Below are 22408 nucleotides of genomic sequence, written 5' to 3'. Positions count from 1 at the left end.
TAAATATTTGTAGTTTTTAAACGTAACAGGTTGTGTAAAATTATGATAGCTTTTGATAAGTTCGCCACCAAAGGTCGGGCATATCTCCATTAACCGCTGTCTGGTAATCATCATAACGGCATGGCACAAGATGATACCTCTCATTTTTAGATTGACCTATCGGGTATGGAACCTGCATCCACCAGCGATCTGATTTTTTGCTTTTAACAAAAGTCATCTCACCTGAACCATCTTTTAAACTCGTTCGGTAAATAATATATTGAGATTTTGGGGTAAGCGGAAAGTCTTTTTTTCGGGCGTAAAAACCATCAACAAAATACCAAACCATTTCTGCAAGGAGGAAAGCCGTTTGTCCGTTGCTATCATAAGCCGGATTAAATTCGTAAAAACCTATTGATGTTAACTTATCATTCATGCCTGCATAACGGGCAATTCTACAAGCTTCTTCACCATCAAAACCGTTTGGTGTTGCATTGGCATTTGCCTTGGCATCGGCAGAGCGAATTGCTCCAATATCAAAACTTATCATGTTCGCATTGCGGATAATTGGTTCGGCCAAAGTAATGTCCTGGGCAAATTCACCAAGGCGATGAACATCAAAATATAACTTATCCATAACATTTAAACTTTCCTGATCTACAAAATAAGTTTGATAGCCAATATTACTGAAATTAAAAAGATAGTTTGGCTGATGAAGGAAAATTTTATTCAAATAACAATCAGAACGCGTTGCAATACCTTCATTATTATCATCATCGATATCAAATTGGTTATCTACGATAACTAAATCTACTTTTTGTTCTAAATCTTCGTAACCTAAATATTGAGCATAGGTTATATCTTGCCCACCGCCGATAATTACCGGAATAATGTTGTTTTTTATTAACTCGGAAACAGCCATTTTTACAGCGATGTAAGTATCGGCTAAAGTTGCTCCAGGGCGAATATTCCCTAAATCGACAAGGCGACTGGTAAAAGCGCCTTCGTTTAATTTGTAAAATTTTTCTCTGAAATAATCAGGACCTATACCACAACCTTCATTATTAATAGCATTTCTTCCATCAAGCACACCGAAAATAGCAATGTCGAACTTGTTTTCTTCCAAATCAGGAAATGATTCGGTGTAGAATAGTGTTTTTAAACCAAGCTGGCTGGTATAAAAACCATCTGTAGGTGTAAACTGCTCGGCATTTAAGGGAGAAAAGAAATCGGATAATGACATATATTTAAAACTATCGCCCCAAATATCTATTTTTGAATGCGTATTTTCACATGTAGCTTGAAAAAAATAAATGATACTGGTAACCGGAGGCACGGGATTTTTAGGATCTGAATTAATAAAACAGTTAACCGATAGCGGTTTGGCCGTTCGGGCATTGAAACGAAAAACTTCTATAATTCCTGCAATTATCGAAAATAGTAATTTGATTGATTGGATTGAAGCCGATATAAATGAACCTGCTACTTTGGAAGATATTTTTGTAGGTATAACCAAAGTTTTTCATTGTGCAGCATTTGTTTCGCTTAACCCCAAGGATAAGAAACAACTTTTTCACGTAAATATTGATGGAACATCAAACATTGTAAACCTTTGTGTAGAACATAATTGCAGATTATTGCACGTCAGTTCGGTTGCTGCCCTAGGCGAGGCTAAGAAAGGAAAACAAATTACGGAGGAAAACTTTTGGGTTTATGATGCTACAGCACACGCTTATGGTTTATCAAAATACGAAGGCGAGATGGAAGTTTGGCGGGGCATTACCGAAGGTTTGGATGCTGTGATTGTTAATCCTTCAATAATTATTGGTAGAAATGCGGGTTTTGAAGGTAGCGGAGCAATTTTTAAATTAGTAAAGGGCGGTTTTCCATTTTATACAGATGGTGCTTCGGGTTTTGTAGATGTTGAAGATGTAGCAAAGGCCATGATGCTTTTAATGGAATATACAGTTAGTGGCGAACGCTATATTATCTCTTCAGATAATTATCACTATAAAGATTTATTTACCGAAATTGCATTGGGTTTTACGCTTAAACCGCCAACAAAAGAAGCAAAACCATGGATGCTTGCGATTGCCTGGAGAACGCTTAAATTCTTTTCTATCTTTACAGGCAGTCAACCTTCAATTACTAAAGATGCAGCAAAGAGCAGTTTGTCTTTAAACTACTACAACAACGAAAAAGTAATTAATGAAACAGGTATTCGATTTAAACCTGTAGCACAAAGTATTCAAGAGATTATACAATATTTAAAATAATGCCTAAGCAAAAAGCCTACTACATAATTGATTTTGACAGCACTTTCACCCAAGTTGAAGCTTTAGATGAGCTTGCCAGAATTTCGTTAAAAAAACACCCTGATAAAGAAGTTATTTTTCAAAAAATTGAGGATTATACCAATCAGGCAATGGAAGGAAAACTATCATTTTCTGAAAGCCTTGCACAACGGGTTAGGTTGCTCGAAGCAAATGAAGACCATTTAAAGCAACTTATAAAACATTTAAAGAAAAAGGTGTCAACGTCGTTTTCGCGTAATGCCGATTTTTTTAAAAAACATGCTGATGAAGTTCTTATTGTTTCAGGTGGTTTTAAGGAGTTTATTACACCCGTAGTAAGCCAGTATCATATTAAAAAAGAAAATATCTATGCTAATACTTTTGTAACAACAGGAGATGGGAAAATTATCGATTACGATCATGCAAATCCGTTAAGCGAAGAAGGGGGAAAAGTAAAACTGCTTCAGCATTTAAAATTAGAGGGCGAATTATTTGGAATCGGGGATGGTTATTCAGATTTTCAGCTTCGGGAAAGTGGAATGATTAATAAATTTTTTGCTTTTACAGAAAATATTGCCCGCGAAAGTATAGTTTCAAAAGCCGACCATGTTACGCCAAGTTTTGATGAATTTTTATATGTAAATGATCTGCCAAGAGCGATTTCTTATCCAAAAAACCGAATTTTATGTTTGGTAATTGGCGATGTTGATCCAACAAGTATAGCCATCCTTAAAAATGATGGTTTATCAATCAGACATAAAACATCTTTTGAAGAAAAATATGTAAAAGATGTTGGAATAATTCTTTTTGCCGATGGTGAAAAAATGGACAGGCAGCAATTGAAAAATGCATCCAAATTGAAGACCATAGGTTATTTAGGAAGTGCCAAGAACAAAATCGACTTTGATCTTTGTACAAAACAAGGGATCGTTATTTTTGATGATCAAAAAAGCAATCCTCGGAATATTGATTTTATACCAAAACGTGTTGCTGATTTTATGAATACCGGAGCGACGTATTTAAGCAGTAATTTTCCAAATTTACAGTTGCCCAAAATAGATAAATCCCATCGCCTGATTCACATTCATAAAAATGTACCTGGGATTATGGCGCAAATTAACACTGTTTTTGCGGCCCATAACATCAATATTGTGAGCCAGTTCTTAATGACAAACCATGAAATTGGTTACGCCATTACAGACATCAACGCAGAATACGATAAGCAACTATTTAAAGCTTTGAAAAAAATTGAGCACACCATAAAGTTTCGGGTTTTGTATTAGCTTTAATGCGCTTATTGCCCTGCAGCTATCTAAAAAACTGATGTCTTTTTAAAAGATGATGCTTCGGACTTCCAATACTTTGTGAGCGGTAAATGCCAGTGTGACCAGAAAATAAATAAGCGGTTACACAAGCGAGCGCAATATAAATTCCCGATTCAGTTCCAAATAATTCTACACCCATAAAAATACACGCTAAAGGCGTGTTTGCGGCTCCTGAAAAAACAGCTACGAATCCCATCCCTGCCATTAAACCAACAGGCAATGGCACAAAAAAGCTCAAAAAGCTGCCTAGTGTTGCACCAATAAAAAATAACGGAGTAACTTCACCACCTTTAAACCCTGCGCTCAACGTTAATGCAGTTAAAAATAATTTAAGAGCAAAAGTATAAATGGGTTCCTGGGTGTTAAATGATTCAGAAATTACAGGAATACCCAATCCGATATATCTTGTTGTGCCAAGTAAATAAATTATTCCTATCAAAATAAAACCGCCAATTACCGGGCGTAAAGGTGGATATTTAATTTTTCCGAAAATATTGGATAAACCATGATTTAATGCAGAAAAACTACGGGCAACTAAACCAAAAATTATCCCGGCACCAAGCGATAGTAAAAGATTAATGCCATCTATTTGTGGTACAGAGGATATAGAGTAATGTGTATGGCCAACCCCCCAGGCTTTACAAACATAATCGGCAATAATTGCGGTTATAAAGGATGGTAAAATGGCATTGTACATCAAACTGCCTACTATAAAAACTTCAAGGCCAAAGATTGCGCCTGCTAGTGGCGTACCAAATACCGAAGCAAAGCCTGCACTAATACCACAAATTAAAATAATTTTCCTGTCTCTGGGTTTAAGCTTAAACAGTTTCGTAAACTGATCGGCAAAAGCACCTCCAATTTGAACAGCTGTTCCTTCTCGACCTGCAGAACCTCCAAATAAATGTGTAATTATAGTTCCTGCAAAAATTAAAGGAGCCATGATTAAAGGAATAACATTTTTAGGCCTTTGCAACTCTTCAATTAAAAGATTATTTCCTTTTACTACATCTTTACCCCAATAATGATAGGCAAGGCCAATTAATAAACCCGCTAGTGGTAAAAAACTAATTATCCATAAATGTTGCTCTCGATAATCGGTTGCCAGATTTAGAGTTACCAAAAATAATGCTGAAGCTGAGCCCACAGCAACCCCAATTAAAGCAGAAAAGAAAAACCATTTCAAACTATCCTTTAATAGTAGATTAAATTCTAACTTGATAAATTGGGTAGCAGACAGAAGAAAACCTTCTATTATTTTTTTAACAGGCATTGAAAATCAATTTTAATTAAAAATCGTAGGAGTCATCAGCCTGTTTGGGCGGTTTTGGCGGTACTCCATCGCCATCTTTCAAATGTATAAAATTTACTATTTCTACCAAAATTTGTTTATCAATTAGGAATATTAACTTTGTGATATGGATTTCACACCCGAAATAAAAGATAAACTTAATCAACTCCAGGAAAAATATACAGCTATGGGGCAGGATATGGCTTCCTATCTTGATGGTTTGTTGTATGCAGATTTTTTGACTTACTGGGATTACATTCATTTAGATACGCTTTTAAGCTTACAAAGCCCGAAAACGCCGTTTCCTGATGAAGAAATTTTTATCATGTACCATCAAATTACGGAGCTTTACTTTAAGCTTGCTTTACATGAATGCAAGCAAATTGCAGAGCATGAAAACCTGACGGTTGATTTTTTTACGGACAGAATAAAAAGAATTAATGCTTATTTTAACGCATTAACTACTTCTTTTGAGGTTATGGTTAATGGAATGGAGAAAGCGCAATTTTTAAAATTCAGGATGTCGCTTTTGCCGGCGAGTGGGTTTCAATCCGGCCAATATAGAATGATAGAAATTTGTGCTACCGATTTTATTCAGTTAGTTGATAAAACTAAAAGAGCTGAATTAATTACAGCTACGCTAGAAGAACAGTTTGAAAATATTTATTGGAAATTTGGTGCAACTGAACTTGCATCAGGTAAGCAAACTTTAACATTAAAGCAATTCATCGAAAAATATGCTGCACAGTTCCTGCAGCTGGCGAAGGATAGAATAACAACAAATTTCTCATCCTTGTACAAGCAGTTTCAAACAACTGGTTGCGATGTTTCTGAACTAGCGCAAGAGCTTCGTAAACTCGATTTGTATGTTAATGTAGAATGGCCACTAGCACATTATAAATCTGCAGTTCGTTATTTAGAAAAGGATCCTATTGATGTTGCTGCAACAGGCGGAACCAACTGGCAACAATATTTGCCACCACGTTTTCAAAGAAGAATATTTTATCCTCTCTTGTGGACGGATGAACAGATGGAAGAATGGGGTAAAGGTTGGGTACTTAGTGTGCTTAAAACACTAAAGAACAAAGATTAATATTCTAAAACGCTACCAAAATAACTGGTTTTTTCTTAATTTGCGAAAAATAATTAATGATAGAATTAGTGAATTAGAGAATGTGGTAATGCACATTCAATCATTCTATCAATCACTCATTCAAAATTCCTAAAAAATGACCGATACTTTAGATATAAAAATCACCCAGGCTGATAAAACACGTTTATCGGTTACTGATTTTTCGAAATTACCTTTTGGTAAAGTTTTTACCGATCACATGTTTACCGCCGATTTTGAAGATGGCGAATGGAAAAATTTGCAAATTTTACCTTATGGACCAATTCTAATGAGTCCGGCAATTTCTGCACTTCATTACGGGCAAGCAATTTTTGAAGGTTTAAAAGCTTATCGCCAACCTGATGGAAAAATTAGTGTATTTCGTGCTGATAAGAATTTCGAACGTTTTAATAAATCAGCTACGAGAATGTCAATGCCAACTATACCAGAGGAGCTTTTTATGCAAGGCTTAGCTGCGTTAATTAACATCGATGAAAAATGGGTGCCTTCTCAAGAAGATTACGCATTGTACATTCGTCCGGTTATGTTTGCAACTGATCCTTATTTAGGTGTAAAGGCATCTGATACATACAAATTTGCATTGCTTACTACACCAACTGGCCCATATTACAGTAAGGCGTTAAAAGTTAAAATCGAGACCGAGTATACAAGGGCAGATGAAGGAGGTGTTGGTTTTGCTAAAACAGCAGGTAACTACGCCCGTTCGCTATATCCTTTTGAGGAAGCAAAAAAAGAAGGTTTTGACCAGTTAATATGGACAGATTCTATCAATCATGAATATATTGAAGAAGCTGGAACGGCTAATTTGATTTTTGTAATTAATGGAAAATTGGTTACCCCATCAGTTCGTAGCACCGTTTTAGATGGCGTTACCCGAGATACAATTATTAAACTGGCAAATGTTGCAGGAATAGAGGTTGAGGAGCGCAGGGTGTCTGTTAAAGAAGTAATAGAAGGAATAGAAAATGGTAGCTTAACTGAAGCGTTTGCTGCTGGAACTGCTGCAACTGTAACTCAAATTGGTGAGATTGGTTATTTAGGAAATACTTATAAATTAACTGATTCTTCAACAAGAACGATTTCTAATGGTATCGCCAAAAAATTAAATGATTTACGTTATGGCCTGGCACCTGATGAATTTGGTTGGAACTGGGTTCTGTAAATTATAAAAACTATTAGTAAAAAATAACCTCCTATGCATAATTGTATCGGGGGTTATTTTGCTTTAAACTTATTATTTATCAAGTATAACAACACCCTTAGCTTCAAATGCCAGTTCTTTTTTAGGGTCAGTAATTTTGGCTACTTCTTCAGGAGATTTTTTTGCATCTTCAGCATAATGGCGTAATGTCTCTGCAGAGATGGTTTGTTTTTTAGCAATACCGTCTAAAACAACTTTTTTACCAACAATATCCATTGGCATAAAGAATGCATAATCTTTAAATGTAACACGCATTGGCTCGCCATTAGCCATTTCTAAAGTCATCCAACAGCCTTTTTTTTTGCAAACATCAACAACTTTACCTTCAATTTTCATATTAGCTGCGGTTTTATCGCCCATTGCAGCTTCCATTTTGGCAGCTGGTTTAATGTCGCCGGGTGCTACAGGTTCGCCAAATTTTTGACCACTAAATTCTGTTTGTGCAAAAGCGAATGCTGCTATTAAACAAAATCCTAAGCTTAAAATGATTTTTTTCATAACCTTATTTTTTAGAAACTATATTAATTTGAACTTCCGTAATTATCTGTTTCAAAGTTATTTAAATTTTTTTATAAATAGTGAATACAAAAAAATCCTCGCTAGCTCTCACTAACGAGGAAAATCATCCCTATTGTTATAGATCACATCCCATGATGTACAACATTAATGTATTAGACAAATGTTAATCCAAAATTTTGATGTGAATGTAATGTATTGTATTTTATTGATTTACAGTTAATTAAAAATATTTAAATAATGTACTAAAGTTTTAGCGCTTGGGGAATTGGGGAAATTAATCTGCTAATTGTGGAAATCTGTTGATAGTATTCCCCGTTTGTTTAGCGGTTTTAACCGAAAATTAGGCCAAAAACTTCTTCAATTTTACTCACTGCTTTAATTTCAAGATTATATTTTTCAATATTTATGCCTTTTAAGTTATATTTTGAAATATAAATGGTTTCAAAACCTAATTTATCCGCTTCAGCAATTCTTTGCTCTATTCTATTAACTGCCCTAATCTCGCCAGATAAACCAACTTCTGCTGCAAAACAATTTTTTGAGGAAACAGCAATATCCTGGTGAGATGAAATAATTGCAATAAGTACAGCCAAATCAATCGCAGGATCTTCTACTCTTATACCACCAGCAATATTCAAGAAAACATCTTGTGTACTTAGCCTGAAACCACAACGTTTTTCTAAAACTGCTAAAAGCATATTCATTCTTTTGGTATCAAAACCTGTAGCCGATCGTTGCGGTGTACCGTAAGCGGCGGTACTAACTAATGCCTGTGTTTCAATAAGCATAGGTCTGGCTCCTTCTAGCATTGCTGCAATGGCAATACCACTAAGTTGTTCGTCGCGTTGGGTTAGCAGTATTTCTGAAGGGTTTGAAACTTCTCTTAAACCGCTTCCCTGCATTTCATAGATTCCTAATTCTGCCGCCGCTCCAAATCTATTCTTAATCGAACGCAAAATTCGGTAAACATGATGTCTGTCGCCCTCAAACTGTAGTACCGTATCAACCATGTGTTCTAATATCTTCGGTCCGGCAATTGCACCATCTTTGGTAATATGACCGATCAAAAACACAGGTGTGCCGGTTTCTTTTGCGAAACGTAAAAGCTCTGCTGTACACTCTCGCACCTGAGAGACACTTCCAGGTGTAGATTCGATATGTGCAGAATGTAAAGTCTGAATAGAATCTATAACAACGATTTCAGGTTCGAGAATTTCAATTTGTTTAAAAATATTTTGAGTTGACGTTTCGGTAAGAATATAACAATCGGCAGATGGCGATTCGGTAATCCTCTCAGCTCGCATTTTAATTTGTTGTTCACTTTCTTCGCCAGAAACATACAAAAGCTTTTTGCCTTTTAAATTTAGAGCCAGCTGAAGCATCAGTGTGGATTTTCCGATTCCTGGTTCACCGCCAATTAAAATTAAAGATCCCTCAACCAAGCCACCACCTAGAACACGATCTAATTCTTTATCACCTGTAAGCATTCTACGTTCTGGTGAACTTTGAATTTCATTAACCTTACTCGGTTTGCTAAGTTTTCTTGCTGGAGCAGAATCATTTTTCCAGGTTGGTATCGCTGTAGGACTTTTCTCTACAATTTCTTCTACAAAAGTATTCCATTGATTACAAGATGGACATTTACCCAGCCATTTTGCTGATTCATATCCGCAACTCTGACAGAAATATGCAGTTTTAGTTTTTGCCAATTGATTTTAGATTTTAGATTTACGAATTTAGATTTTATAGGTGGCAAAAGCTAAATCATTTATGCACAAAAAAGCCTGACTTTTTAAAAAATCAGGCTTCCTTTTAAATAAAATAATTTATAATTTTATTTCTTCATCTTTTGATGAAATGAAATGAAACTCGGTTAAGTAATATGCAGACTGTTCTTTTACTTTTACCCATTGGCCATATTTAAAATACCAACGGCGTTGTAAGTTGAAAATTCCTTTAGTTATATAAGCTTCAATGTAAGGATGAACACAAAGTGTAATTCCTTTTTCATTTTGCTCTCTTAAAATATAGTTTAAGTTATTTTCTATATCATCCATAAGAACAATACTTGCTTTTATTGTACCCGTTCCATCGCATGCAGGGCATTTTTCTACAGTTACAATATTCATTTCCGGTCTAACACGTTGCCTGGTAATTTGCACCAAACCAAATTTACTTGGAGGTAAAATGGTATGCTTTGCCCTATCTAACAACATCAGCTCACGTAAATAATCGAATAACATTTTACGGTTTGTTGGTTTATGCATATCGATAAAATCGATTACCACAATACCGCCCATGTCGCGTAAACGCAATTGACGGGCAATTTCTTTAGCCGCCTCTTTATTTACCTGTAAAGCGTTCTCTTCTTGATTTTCTTTACTGGCAGTACGGTTACCGCTGTTAACATCAACTACATGTAATGCTTCAGTATGTTCAACAACTAAATAAGCACCACCGGGTAAGTTTACCGTTTTTCCAAAAGCATTTTTAATTTGCTTCTCAATTCCAAAATGTTCAAATATTGGTTCTTTTTGTTTGTACAGTTTAACTATTTTTTCCATTTCTGGAGAAATATCATGTACATAAGAACGGATATCATCGAACAGCTCAGGTGTGCTAACGTAAACATTCGTAAAATCAGGATTCAGAATATCACGAATTAACGTAGATGATCTGTCCATTTCGCCCCAAACCCTTTTTGAAGGTTCAGCTGTTGGAAGTTTTTTAATAAAGTTTTCCCACTTAGCAACTAAATCTAAAAGATCTTTTTGCAGTTCGGCTACACCTCTTCCTTCTGAAACGGTTCTAATAATAACCCCAAAATTTTGAGGCTTAATACTTTCTATAATCTTTTTTAATCGATTACGTTCGGTATTACTTTTTATTTTTTTTGATATGGATATGGTATTGGAGAATGGCACCAGTACCACATACCTGCCGGCGATAGATAGATCGGAACTTAAACGAGGTCCTTTTGTAGAAATTGGTTCTTTTGCAATTTGTACAGGAAGGAGCATGTTTTTACTTAGCACATCAGAAATTTTGCCCGCCTTGTTTATATCGGCTTCTAGCTTTAAATTATCTAATAATGTGCCTGTAACCGAGCCATTACGCTTGATCTTAGTTAGCTTAATTAAAGATTGTACTTGAGGCCCCAAATCAAAATAATGCAAAAATGCATCTTTTTCATAACCTACATCCACAAAGGCAGCATTCAGACCTGGCATAATTTTTTTAATGCGGCCTAAATAAATATCGCCTACGGCGTAGTTATTATTAATTTGTTCTTTATGAAGCTCAACAAGTTGTTTGTCTTCAATCAAAGCTATGGTAACTCCGGCAGGAGTCGAATTTATAATTAATTCTTTTACCAACAGCTACAGATTTAAGGCTTTCGCCTATTAACAAATGGATAGTAAATAAGAAACATTGATGTAGCGTAAGTTCATATAAAAATTTATATAAATATTTTAAACCTCATAGTGTTTTTACTATGAGGTTTAAAAGGCTAAATCAAGATAAGAAACTATTTTTTCTTATGTCTGTTTTTTCTTAAACGTTTTTTACGTTTGTGCGTAGCCATTTTATGTCTTTTTCTTTTTTTACCGCTTGGCATAATTTTTAGTTTTAAATGTTTTTATTAATCCGTTAATTAATTTTTATTCTTTAGTTCAGCAATTTTTTTATCAATAAAAGATGTTAAAGTTGGATTTGCTGCTAATTTTTTACTTTTTAAATAAGCCTCAACGGCTTCTTTATTCTTGTTTAAATTTTCTAAAGCCGTAGCTAAATAGAAATAGGCTTCAGGCGTTGGAGCTGTTGCAATTACCGTATTAAAACGAGGAATTGCCTTGTCAAACTGACCTGATTTAATAGAGAATAAACCAAGATTCATATTTGCCTTAATATTTTTAGGGTCTTTAGCTACAACTTCAAGCAACATTGCAATACCTTGCATTGGAGCGCCTAAGCCATTCACTATTGTTACCCCTAATCCTGTTTTAGCATCTATATTTTCTTTGTCTAACGCTAGTGCTTTTGTAAAAGATGTATTTGCTTTCTGCAATAAAGCAGGTTGAGCTAAACTATCTTGTGTGCTTTCAAAAGCTTTTAAGAATTTATTGCCTGATGCTAACCAGCTTGATGGTGATGGTTTTGCTTCTGCAACAATTTCTAAATAAAGTGCTGATGGAGTTAGTTGTTCAACATCATCCCATTTCTGAGCTAATTGTTGAGCCAAATCTACTTTTTCTGCACCTGTTGCACCTTTATAGCTGTTTTCTAAGGTTGTAATATCAGTGGCTAAACTTTTATTAATTACATTTTTAGCAGCTTCAGATGTTGTTTGAATGCTTAAACCCGATGAAATTGATGCTGTTTCCGGTACTTGACCTGATGAAGGCATCTTACCATTTTCTTCGGTAGGTTTTACTAAACCTTTAATATCTCTTGTAAACAGGAAGGCAACAAGCAATAAAATCGCTCCGATAATGATGGTTTGTTTTAATCTGATGCTGCTGTTCACTTGATTTGATTTAAGCTTCTACCTGGATTTTTTTTGAGTTATTCTTCACTTTATCAACAAATACTTTTGCTGGTTTAAAGCTTGGAACAAAATGTTCTGGGATGATTATTGCAGTGTTTTTCGAGATATTTCTGGCTGTTTTTTGAGCCCTCTTTTTAACAACAAAGCTTCCGAAGCCTCTAACATAAACATTTTCACCGCCAATCATGCTGGTTTTGATAACCTTGAAGAATGCCTCAACTGTTTCCTGCACATCAACCTTCTCAATTCCGGTTTTTGTTGATATTTCTGAAATAATATCTGCCTTAGTCATATTTTATTATTTATTATATATTGTGTATTTTAATTATCAGTGTTTTGGGGTTGCAAAAGTATTGCTTTTTAATGAGATAGGGAAATAAAAGATGATTTTTTTATTAGTTGTCGTATCAGGCTATTGCAAGTTTTTTTTTAAACAAATAATTACACCGTAATTTGCATTAATGACATTCCAAAACGAACTTATAAACTGGTACCTAATCAATAAAAGAGATTTGCCCTGGAGGCATACTAAAGACTCATACACCATTTGGCTCTCAGAAATTATATTACAACAAACCCGTGTAGAACAGGGATTGCCTTATTTTAATACTTTTTTAGAAAATTTCCCTTCCGTAAGCGATTTTGCATCAGCAACCGAAGCCCAAGTACTAAACCTTTGGCAAGGCCTGGGTTATTATTCCAGGGGAAGGAATATGCACGCAACTGCTCAATTGGTCGTGAATAATTATAATGGCACTTTTCCAACTTTACATGATGATTTAATTAAACTTAAAGGTATTGGTGAGTATACTGCCGCAGCAATATCTTCTTTTTCATCAGGCGAAGCCAGGGCAGTTGTAGATGGAAATGTTTTTAGAGTTTTGGCAAGATATTTTGGTATTAATACGGCAATTAATACCCCTGAAGGTAAAAAACAGTTTTTTAAGTTAGCCAATGAATTACTTTTTAGAGAAGATTCTGCCTTGTACAATCAGGCCATTATGGAATTTGGCGCCATTCAGTGTAAACCTAAATCGCCTAAGTGTAGTATTTGCCCTTTAAACATAGATTGCTTTGCCTACAGAAATAATGTAGTAAATCAATTGCCTGTGAAACTTGCAAAGGCAGAAAAGAAGAATAGATATTTTAATTATTTTATTCTTACCGAAGGCGATAAAATTTTAGTTAGGGAAAGAAAAAAAAGAGATATATGGCAGCATCTTTACGATTTTCCATGTATTGAAACAGAAATGCTTTTAGATGGTAACGACTTAGACTTTGTTGAATCTGTAAAGAATATTTTTGGAAATAATGCTGAAATTACTTTTGTAAGCTATAAAAAACACCTATTAACACACCAAATAATTAATGTGCAGTTTTTTAGCTTAAAAAATTATATATTTAACTCTAGTAAACATGAGGAACTTAATTGGGTTTCCTTAAATACATTGGATGAATTACCTAAACCGAACGTAATTAGAAATTTCATAGAAGAAAATTTTTAATTGCTAAAATAGGAGTAACTGGCCTTTTTTGGGTTTTAGCATCATTTAAAAAGAAAACTAACCAAAAAAAATATTTTATGTCTGGGATTAACAAAGTTATTTTAGTCGGGCACTTGGGTAAAGACCCAGAAGTCCGACACTTAGATGGAGGTGTCACAGTAGCCAGCTTTCCTCTAGCTACATCAGAAACTTATAATAAAGATGGCAAGCGTGTTGAACAAACAGAGTGGCATAATATTGTTTTATGGCGAGGTTTGGCAGAAGTAGCATCAAAATACCTGCAAAAAGGTAAACTTGTATATATAGAAGGAAAATTACGTACTAGATCCTTTGAAGATAAAGAAAAGATTAAAAAATATGTAACTGAGATTGTTGCAGAAAATTTTACGATGTTGGGGAGGAAAAGTGATTTTGAACCCGGACAGTCTGTAAGTCATGTTCAAAACAATGAATCTAAAATTGAGGACGAGTTTACAATTCAACCTAATGATGAGAATGGCGACTTGCCCTTTTAAATACATATAAATTACAAAGCAAGAAAGCCACGATTATTTCGTGGCTTTCTTGCTTTGTAAAAAAGTTAAACTATTCTACAGTTACAGATTTTGCTAAATTTCTAGGTTGATCTACATTACATCCACGCATAACAGCAATGTGATAAGATAAAAGTTGTAGTGGAATAGTTGCCAATAATGGCAAGAAGGCTTCATCTGCATCCGGTATTTCAATACAGTAATCGGCCATTTTTTTTACTTCAATATCGCCTTTAGTAACTATTGCTATAACTTTTCCCTTTCGTGCTTTTACTTCCTGTATATTACTAATTACTTTCTCATAAGATGAATTTTGGGTTGCTATAAATACAACAGGCATTTCTTCATCAATTAAAGCGATAGGACCGTGTTTCATCTCTGCCGCAGGATAGCCTTCCGCGTGGATGTATGATATCTCCTTGAGCTTTAAAGCGCCTTCTAATGCGACAGGAAAACCACTGCCTCTTCCCAAGAATAAACAATTTCTTGAATCTTTAATTTTGGCAGCTACTTCTTTAATAATATCATTAGATTCAAGCGCAACCTGTATCTTATCAGGAATGCTGTTTAACTCTGTTAATAAACTAATTAATTTAGATTGTGTTATGGTTCCTTTCTGTTGAGCCATGTAAAAAGCCATCAAAGTTAAAACCGTAACTTGTGCAGTAAAAGCTTTTGTCGATGCTACACCAATTTCTGGTCCTGCGTGGGTGTAAACACCTGCGTGGCTTAATCTTGGTATTGAAGCACCTGCAACATTACAAATACCAAATATGGTTGCTCCTCTTTCTTTAGCCATTTCAATTGCGGCCATTGTATCTGCAGTTTCTCCCGATTGAGAAATTGCAATTACTACATCTTTCTCGGTAATGATTGGATTACGATACCTAAACTCAGAAGCATATTCTACTTCAACCGGAATGCGGGCATATTCTTCAATTAAATATTCGCCAACCAAGCCTGCATGCCATGATGTGCCGCAAGCAACAATGATTATACGATCGATGTTTTTAAGTTTTTCAACAAATTCTTTTATTCCACCTAATTGTACTTTGCCTTCTTCAGGATAGATGCGGCCCCGCATACAATCTCTAATTGATCTGGGTTGCTCGTAAATTTCCTTTAGCATAAAATGATCAAACCCTCCTTTTTCTAACATCTCAAGTTTTAATTCTAACTCTTGAATTAGAGGCGTTTGAACTACATTGTCTAATCTTTTTACCAATAAATCATCTTTTGTGACTAATGCAATTTCATGATCATTAAGATAGATCACATTTTTAGTGTACTCAATTATAGGTGTAGCATCAGATGCAATAAAGTATTCTCCATTACCTACACCAATAACCATCGGACTACCCTTTCTTGCCGCAATTAGGCAATCAGGATTTTCTCTATCCATTATTACAATGGCGTAAGCTCCTTTAACCTCTCTTAAAGCTAAACGAACAGCTTCAAGCAAATCAATTTGCTCTATTTTTTGAATCTCTTCTATTAAATGAATTAATACTTCAGTATCCGTATCGCTCTTAAATTCATGACCGCGTGACGAAAGTTCTTCTTTAAGCGTTGCATAGTTTTCAATTATTCCATTATGAATGATAGAAAGCTTATTGTTATTTGAAGTATGAGGGTGAGAATTACGATCGGATGGAATACCATGCGTAGCCCACCTAGTATGACCCATAGCAATTGTGCCTGTTTTATCCTGATTTTCTGCAAATTCTTCTAGCGCTGCAACTTTACCAACTTTTTTGTAAATGTTTTGGCCCTCACTATTTATGATGGCTATGCCAGCACTATCATAACCTCTATATTCTAATCTTTTAAGTCCTTTTAAAACAATTGGCCATGCTTCTCTATAGCCAATATAACCTACTATTCCACACATATATTGTTTTTATTTTCACCAAATATAGTAAACAAACGTTTGTTTAAACCTATTGCAAATACTTTTCACAGAAAATGATCATAAAAAAACCCGTTTGGGATACCAAACGGGTTTACAAATTATGTAGCGATTTTAATTAACTTTCGTGTAATAAATGTTAAGCTTTAATCGGTTTGTAGTGTTACCAAATGATCCTATAACAGCTCTAGCTGCAGATGAACCTGAAGGACCAATATCAAACGGTGTTGCGGTTAAACTGGTTGGTGCTAAAAATGTACCGTAATCAACTTTTGTTCCATCTATAAGATCTTGAACGTAAGCGGTAATATTAAAAATATATCTGTTTTTTAATGAATCATAATAGCCACCAAAAATCCCATCAGATTTTGCTCTAGAATCTCCTGCATAAGTAGAACCAGAAGATGTAGTTCCTGGCTGATCGTGATCAGGAACATTTACATTTTGTTCTGCAATATCCCATCTGTATAATGATAAACGTTGTGCGGGTAAGTATGGGTAATCAAAAGTTCCTGTGCTTAAATCAACCACTAATTCAGCCTTATTTACAATCACTTTTCCATAAGTACTGGTAAAGCTTTTGAGTGTAGGAAAAGATATTTTTGTTTTAACGCCATCTAAAGCTTGTAGGTAAGTAACACCATATTGCGTTGGGCTTGTAATCGGACCAGGATTATCTAATTGAGTTTTTACAGGAGTTCCTGTGTAATCATGTGTTATGTTTGCCGTTACAGTTTGTCCTGTTGATGTATTTATAGGGAAATTTGTAGAAACAGTATCAATACTACTTGATGTATTTGTCTTCTTAAAAACCAATTGCAAATAAGAATTTGTGCTTGCGAAATCTATAAAAGCTATACCACCGGTTCCGGTTGATGAAGATTTATTTATTTGTGCATAAAAGCCTTTAAAGTACTGTACAAATTTATCATTAGTAGATGTTCCGGTAGTTGGTAAGCTTAAAATAGTACTCTGAATAAACGTCTTATTTAATGGTATCCTAATTTGAGCTTTTACAGTCCTCAAAGTGTCTTTACCTCCAACTACGACATCAGTTATTTTAATTGGCGTATTTGGAAAAATTCTACTATTAAAATTTCCTAAAAGTGTTGTACTATGAGGTATAGCATCGGAGGCTTTGTAATTTGCAATTGGTGACGTTAATTGATAAACATCTATACTGTATCTTGAAGAAGTTGTATCTCCATAAAACTGAGTGCCAACATTTAAAACTAAAATTGCTGAATCTAAAACTGGTGATGTTCCAAAATCGTAACTCAAACTTGTAGGCCATACAGTCATCCCTAGACTTGATTCTGTTTTACCAAAAATTGGGTCAGTCATGTAGCCTATAGGGTGCTGTGAAAGTGTTGCAGTATTCATATCAGGTTCTTTTACCGTTTGGGAGGTAACAAGCTGATCGTTAACCAAAGTACCTTGTATAGCCGAATTTGGGTCAACATCTAAGCCAACACCATTTGGGTTTTTACACGATGCAAAAAGAAAAAGACCTATCAACAGGGTTAATAAGTCTTGTTTTGTAAATTTCATATTTAAAAATAATAATACCTAATTAAGCAACAGAAACCAATTCTTCATTTGAAATTTCCTCGTAAAAATTGTAGAAGTTTTCAAAATTTTCGGTTAAGTTATAAGCTAAAGTTGGCTTATTGGAATCTTTAACAAATTTTAACAAATCTTTATCTAAGTTTTCATCTGCTAAAACTACTGCGTCAGAGTGGGTTATCGCTCCAATATGCATACTGTTAACATCTGCAGGTTCAAATGCTTTTGTATCTTCTTCTGTCATATTTGCCATAACTGCTTTTTTAGAGAAGTTTGCATTTAATTTTTCGGTAAAACCACCTTCGTAAACAGAATAAACAACTTTTGAATTTTTAAAAGTAGGGTCGTTTTTGTAAGTAGTTTTAATGTATGCAGGTACCAATGCACTCATCCAACCGTGGCAGTGAACAATATCAGGTGCCCAGCCTAATTTTTTTACAGTTTCCAATGCGCCTTTACAGAAGAATATTGTGCGTTCATCATTGTCATCGAAAAATTTTCCGTTTGCATCAGCAAATACTTGCTTGCGTTGGAAATATTCTTCATTATCCAGGAAATAAACCTGCATACGTGCAGCCGGGATGGAAGCTACTTTAATAATTAAAGGGTTATCGTTGTCATCAATAATGATGTTCATTCCTGATAAGCGTATTACTTCGTGTAAACGATTTCTTCTCTCATTAATGTTACCGAATTTTGGCATCAAGATGCGGATTTCGAATCCTTTTTCTTGCATAGCCTGTGGCAATTGGCGAGTAATTTCAGAAATTTTAGTAAGCTCGAGGAAAGGCGACATCTCGTGTGTAACAATCAGCAGCTTCGTTTTTGCCATCTCCATATTCTAAGAAAATATTAAGTTAAATAAAAGATAATGAGCTGCAAAGATAAGAATAATAATGCTATTTATCAATATCGCAAGCATTTGTTTGGTTTCATTTAGATTAATTTACACCTTTACGCCCTTAACTCATATCTTTTAGTTTGGAAGTATTTAAAACCAAAGGAGCGCTTAAAGCTTATTTAAAACCACTAAAGGCCTCGGGTAAAAAAATCGCTCTTGTGCCTACAATGGGCGCTTTACACAACGGCCATATTTCGTTAATTAAATTAGCGGAAGAGCATGCCGATGTAATAATCTGCAGTATTTTTGTAAATCCTACCCAATTTACCGATCTAAAAGACCTTGAAAAATACCCGAGACCCATAGAACATGATTTGGCTATGCTGGATGATGCAGGTTGTAACGGCGTATTCATGCCGAACGTTGAAGAAATGTATCCTTTCGGAGCTGATGAAAACTGGTACATTGATTTAGGTAATGCAGAGTTTCTTTTAGAGGGCGAATTCAGGAAGGGCCATTATCAAGGCGTTACCCAAATTGTGAAAAAACTCTTTGATGCCGTAGAACCTGATGTTGCTATGTTTGGGCAAAAAGATTTTCAGCAGGTTTTAATGATTAAAAATATGCTTGCACATTTCAAACTCCCCATAAATATTATCACTTGCCCAATAATTCGTGAAGATGATGGTTTGGCAATGAGCAGCAGAAATATTCATTTATCTGAAAGGGATAGAAAGAACGCATTGGTATTAAGCAAATCTTTACAGTTTGTTATCGATAATTTCGATTCTTATTCATTAGCAGCACTTGAAGAAAAAGCAAAATCGTTTTACAATAATATTGATGATGTGGAACTCGATTATTTTACAATTGCTGATGGAAATACATTGGAGCCGGCGAAATCAAAAGATGAAAATAGTTTGGTTGCCTTGGTTGCGGCAAAAGTCGGGTCTACCAGGTTAATTGATAATATGATTATTATGTGATGTAAGATGGGAGATGTAAAATGGGTGTGTAATTCAGCATTTCCATCATCCATTTTCCATCTTACATCGCTCTTCCATTTTACATTTTTATCATCCAATCCTTTATTACTAACTTTGCCAAATGATTATTACGATATTAAAATCGAAAATACACCGTGTTAAAGTAACCCAAGCAGAACTGAACTACGTTGGTAGTATTACGATTGATGAGGATTTAATGGATGCGGCTAACATTATTGCTAATGAAAAGGTGCAAATAGTAAATAATAATAATGGTGCACGTTTTGAAACCTATGTAATAAAAGGAGAACGCAATACCGGAACCATTTGCTTAAATGGTGCAACAGCACGCCTGGCTCAACTTGGAGATATACTTATCATTATGTCTTACGGCTCTTTGCCGATTGAAGAAGCTAAAAAATACAATCCGATACTTGTTTTCCCTGATGATAATAATCACTTGTTAAAATAATTGTTTTGACATTCAGCCTTAAATCAGCGCTAAAATACCTAATCCTTTTTTTTATTGGAGTAGGCATTTTATACCTCGCATTTAAAGGTCAGGATTTATCTGGAATTTGGCGTGAAATTAAAAGTGCCAACTTTCTTTGGGTTATAGCTTCTGCTATTGCATTATGGATTGCTCATTTATTAAGAGCGTTGCGATGGCGTATGCTTTATCAATCAATAAACTATAAAGTTGGTTTTTGGCATACCTATCATGCTGTAATTATTGGCTATTTGGCAAATTTGGCGTTGCCGCGTTTTGGTGAAATTGGTCGCTGTACAGTTATTTTAAAAACAGAAAAGGTTCCAATGTTTGCCTCAATCGGTACTGTGATTACCGAAAGATTAATTGATATCATTGTATTACTATCATCAGGTTTACTAATGCTTTTCGTTCAATACGATTTGGTTTCTGATTTTCTGTACAAAACCGTTTATATTAACCTCGCTGTCAAAATCAAATCATTAAATTATTTATGGTTATTCGGGCTACTTATATTAGTAATCATAATAATTTCGGCCTTAATTTATTTTATAAGCAAAAAACTCAACAAAAAGGTATTACGAGTAATTGCTGGCTTAAAACAGGGATTTAATTCATATAGCAAACTAAAAAACAAACCCCTTTTCATTCTTTACACTACAGGCATTTGGTTTTTCTACTTCCTATCGATGTACTTAGCTTTTTCGGCGATTCAAATTACTTCAGGTTTGGGTGTTAATGCAGCATTTACTGCGCTTGTTTTTTCGAGTTTTGCAATGGTTGCGCCTGTACAGGGTGGAATAGGAGTTTTTCACTGGATGGTTGCACAAGCTTTAGTGTTATATAATCTTTCTTTTAAAGATGGATTGGCTTATGCTACTATATTGCATTCTTCGCAACTTTTAATCATTTTAATTTTAGGTAGTCTCAGCTTGTTTTTTGTTCTTACAGGATCAAAAAAAATAAACAATCTTCATTAAAATTTAATAACATGCTTTAGTATGTAAGCTATGATTTGCGTCTAAATTAAGGTGGCGATTTAGAAAATTATTAAAATAAATACTATGCAGCCATAGTATTTTCAATCTATAAACCATACATTTGATTTACTAACCTTTTATACCTAAATGTTATGCATTTTGAATTAAGTGAAGAACAGTTAATGATTCAGCAAGCCGCCCGCGATTTTGCTAATCAAGAACTAAAGCCAGGTGTTATCGAAAGAGACGAACATCAAAAATTTCCAGCCGAACAAGTTAAAAAACTTGGCGAACTGGGTTTTTTAGGTATGATGGTTTCTGAAAAATATAATGGAAGCGGACTGGATGCAATATCTTATGTTCTGGTTATGGAAGAACTTTCTAAAATTGATGCCTCTGCATCAGTTGTTGTTTCTGTAAATAATTCTTTAGTTTGCTATGGGCTGGAAGCTTATGGAAGCGAAGCTCAGAAAGAGAAATATTTAAAACCTTTGGCTGCTGGTGAAAAAATTGGAGCATTCTGTTTATCTGAACCCGAAGCAGGATCTGACGCAACTTCGCAACAAACAACTGCCGAAGATAAAGGCGATTACTATTTACTTAACGGAACTAAAAACTGGATAACAAATGGCAGTACAGCCTCAACTTATTTAGTAATTGCACAAACACATCCTGCATTAAGGCATAAAGGAATAAATGCTTTTATCGTTGAAAAGGGTATGGAAGGTTTTACAATTGGTCCAAAAGAAAATAAGTTAGGCATTCGCGGTTCTGATACGCACTCTTTAATGTTTAATGATGTTAAAATACCAAAAGAAAATAGAATAGGCGAAGATGGTTTCGGTTTCAAATTCGCAATGAAAACGCTTGAAGGAGGTAGAATTGGCATAGCTGCACAGGCTTTGGGTATTGCCCAAGGTGCTTTTGAGCTGGCAACGCAATATGCAAAAGAACGTAAATCTTTCGGAAAGCCAATTGCAGAACATCAGGCAATTGCATTTAAACTGGCCGATATGGCAACTCAAATTGAAGCTGCCAGGTTATTGGTTTACAAAGCTGCATGGTTAAAAGATCAGGATTTGCCTTACACACAAGCAGGCTCTATGGCAAAATTATTCGCATCAAAAGTGGCTATGGATGTTACCATTGAAGCCATTCAGGTTCATGGCGGGTACGGTTTTGTGAAAGAATACCATGTTGAGCGTTTAATGCGTGATGCTAAAATTACACAGATTTACGAAGGAACATCTGAGATTCAAAAAATGGTAATTTCTAGAGAGATTATTCGATAGTTTTCAGTTGGCAATT

20 protein-coding genes and 1 riboswitch are annotated in these 22408 nt (G+C 34.9%); of the genes, 10 read left to right on the top strand and 10 right to left on the bottom strand.

Annotated features, from left to right (window positions below; translation table 11 throughout):
* Window positions 1-40: 40 nt before the first annotated feature.
* A complete protein-coding gene (locus IEV50_RS02645; protein ID WP_188411685.1) occupies window positions 41-1222 on the bottom strand; it encodes a formimidoylglutamase in 1182 nt (393 codons plus the stop codon).
* Window positions 1223-1292: 70 nt separating this feature from the next.
* Between IEV50_RS02645 and IEV50_RS02640 the strand changes: the two genes are divergently transcribed.
* Together IEV50_RS02640 and IEV50_RS02635 are read left to right on the top strand one after the other, a co-directional pair.
* Entirely contained in the window at window positions 1293-2255 is a 963-nt protein-coding gene (locus IEV50_RS02640; protein WP_188411684.1) for an NAD-dependent epimerase/dehydratase family protein, read from the top strand.
* Complete coding sequence (locus tag IEV50_RS02635; protein ID WP_188411683.1) at window positions 2255-3556, top strand: HAD-IB family phosphatase; 1302 nt, start codon at window positions 2255-2257, stop codon at window positions 3554-3556. Before IEV50_RS02640 ends, IEV50_RS02635 begins: the two co-directional genes overlap by 1 nt.
* Before the next feature lie 25 nt (window positions 3557-3581).
* On the opposite strand, the gene IEV50_RS02630 is transcribed toward IEV50_RS02635, so the two are convergent.
* Window positions 3582-4871 (bottom strand): voltage-gated chloride channel family protein, encoded by a 1290-nt coding sequence (locus tag IEV50_RS02630; protein ID WP_188411682.1) that lies wholly within the window; start codon window positions 4869-4871, stop codon window positions 3582-3584.
* A gap of 19 nt (window positions 4872-4890) precedes the next feature.
* Window positions 4891-4953, bottom strand: a riboswitch (Fluoride riboswitch).
* Between the two features lie 63 nt (window positions 4954-5016).
* On the opposite strand from IEV50_RS02630, the gene IEV50_RS02625 reads away from it, so the two are divergent.
* Window positions 5017-5982, top strand: coding sequence for a tryptophan 2,3-dioxygenase family protein (locus IEV50_RS02625; protein WP_188411681.1), 966 nt, complete (start codon window positions 5017-5019; stop codon window positions 5980-5982).
* Between the two features lie 136 nt (window positions 5983-6118).
* A complete protein-coding gene (locus tag IEV50_RS02620; protein ID WP_188411680.1) occupies window positions 6119-7183 on the top strand; it encodes a branched-chain amino acid aminotransferase in 1065 nt (354 codons plus the stop codon).
* A gap of 72 nt (window positions 7184-7255) precedes the next feature.
* On the opposite strand, the gene IEV50_RS02615 is transcribed toward IEV50_RS02620, so the two are convergent.
* The 5 genes from IEV50_RS02615 to IEV50_RS02595 all read right to left on the bottom strand — a co-directional run bounded on the left by IEV50_RS02615 (window position 7256) and on the right by IEV50_RS02595 (window position 12582).
* Entirely contained in the window at window positions 7256-7720 is a 465-nt protein-coding gene (locus tag IEV50_RS02615) for a DUF4920 domain-containing protein (protein ID WP_188411679.1), read from the bottom strand.
* Window positions 7721-8070: 350 nt separating this feature from the next.
* Entirely contained in the window at window positions 8071-9450 is a 1380-nt protein-coding gene (radA, locus tag IEV50_RS02610; protein WP_188411678.1) for a DNA repair protein RadA, read from the bottom strand.
* A gap of 117 nt (window positions 9451-9567) precedes the next feature.
* A complete protein-coding gene (locus IEV50_RS02605; RefSeq protein ID WP_188411677.1) occupies window positions 9568-11118 on the bottom strand; it encodes an Rne/Rng family ribonuclease in 1551 nt (516 codons plus the stop codon).
* A gap of 278 nt (window positions 11119-11396) precedes the next feature.
* Window positions 11397-12269, bottom strand: coding sequence for a tetratricopeptide repeat protein (locus IEV50_RS02600; protein WP_188411676.1), 873 nt, complete (start codon window positions 12267-12269; stop codon window positions 11397-11399).
* A gap of 10 nt (window positions 12270-12279) precedes the next feature.
* Window positions 12280-12582, bottom strand: a complete 303-nt coding sequence (locus IEV50_RS02595) for an HU family DNA-binding protein (RefSeq protein WP_056093708.1) — start codon at window positions 12580-12582, stop codon at window positions 12280-12282.
* 169 nt (window positions 12583-12751) lie between these two features.
* Between IEV50_RS02595 and mutY the strand changes: the two genes are divergently transcribed.
* Together mutY and IEV50_RS02585 are read left to right on the top strand one after the other, a co-directional pair.
* On the top strand, window positions 12752-13795 hold the full coding sequence (mutY, locus tag IEV50_RS02590) for an A/G-specific adenine glycosylase (RefSeq protein ID WP_188411675.1): 1044 nt from the start codon (window positions 12752-12754) through the stop codon (window positions 13793-13795).
* 77 nt (window positions 13796-13872) lie between these two features.
* Complete coding sequence (locus tag IEV50_RS02585) at window positions 13873-14310, top strand: single-stranded DNA-binding protein (RefSeq protein WP_188411674.1); 438 nt, start codon at window positions 13873-13875, stop codon at window positions 14308-14310.
* A 70-nt stretch (window positions 14311-14380) separates the two neighbouring features.
* Here the strand turns inward: IEV50_RS02585 and glmS are convergent, their stop codons facing one another.
* From glmS to IEV50_RS02570, 3 genes are all read right to left on the bottom strand, one after another.
* The gene (gene glmS / locus IEV50_RS02580; RefSeq protein WP_188411673.1) at window positions 14381-16219 is read right to left on the bottom strand and encodes a glutamine--fructose-6-phosphate transaminase (isomerizing); all 1839 of its coding nucleotides are present in this window, start codon (window positions 16217-16219) and stop codon (window positions 14381-14383) included.
* Window positions 16220-16351: 132 nt separating this feature from the next.
* A complete protein-coding gene (locus tag IEV50_RS02575) occupies window positions 16352-17788 on the bottom strand; it encodes a DUF4270 family protein (RefSeq protein ID WP_188411672.1) in 1437 nt (478 codons plus the stop codon).
* A 22-nt stretch (window positions 17789-17810) separates the two neighbouring features.
* A complete protein-coding gene (locus tag IEV50_RS02570; protein WP_229746594.1) occupies window positions 17811-18635 on the bottom strand; it encodes a glycogen/starch synthase in 825 nt (274 codons plus the stop codon).
* A gap of 149 nt (window positions 18636-18784) precedes the next feature.
* On the opposite strand from IEV50_RS02570, the gene panC reads away from it, so the two are divergent.
* From panC to IEV50_RS02550, 4 genes are all read left to right on the top strand, one after another.
* A complete protein-coding gene (gene panC / locus IEV50_RS02565; RefSeq protein ID WP_188411670.1) occupies window positions 18785-19630 on the top strand; it encodes a pantoate--beta-alanine ligase in 846 nt (281 codons plus the stop codon).
* 121 nt (window positions 19631-19751) lie between these two features.
* Window positions 19752-20102, top strand: coding sequence for an aspartate 1-decarboxylase (panD, locus tag IEV50_RS02560; protein ID WP_188411669.1), 351 nt, complete (start codon window positions 19752-19754; stop codon window positions 20100-20102).
* A gap of 5 nt (window positions 20103-20107) precedes the next feature.
* Window positions 20108-21100 (top strand): lysylphosphatidylglycerol synthase transmembrane domain-containing protein, encoded by a 993-nt coding sequence (locus IEV50_RS02555; protein ID WP_188411668.1) that lies wholly within the window; start codon window positions 20108-20110, stop codon window positions 21098-21100.
* A gap of 152 nt (window positions 21101-21252) precedes the next feature.
* Complete coding sequence (locus IEV50_RS02550) at window positions 21253-22392, top strand: acyl-CoA dehydrogenase (RefSeq protein ID WP_188411667.1); 1140 nt, start codon at window positions 21253-21255, stop codon at window positions 22390-22392.
* Window positions 22393-22408: the final 16 nt, after the last annotated feature.

The organism is Pedobacter mendelii (genome assembly GCF_014635725.1).
GTDB lineage: Bacteria > Bacteroidota > Bacteroidia > Sphingobacteriales > Sphingobacteriaceae > Pedobacter > Pedobacter mendelii.
Note: the sequence above shows the minus strand (reverse complement) of the source record. Positions and strands in the feature narration are given on the sequence as shown.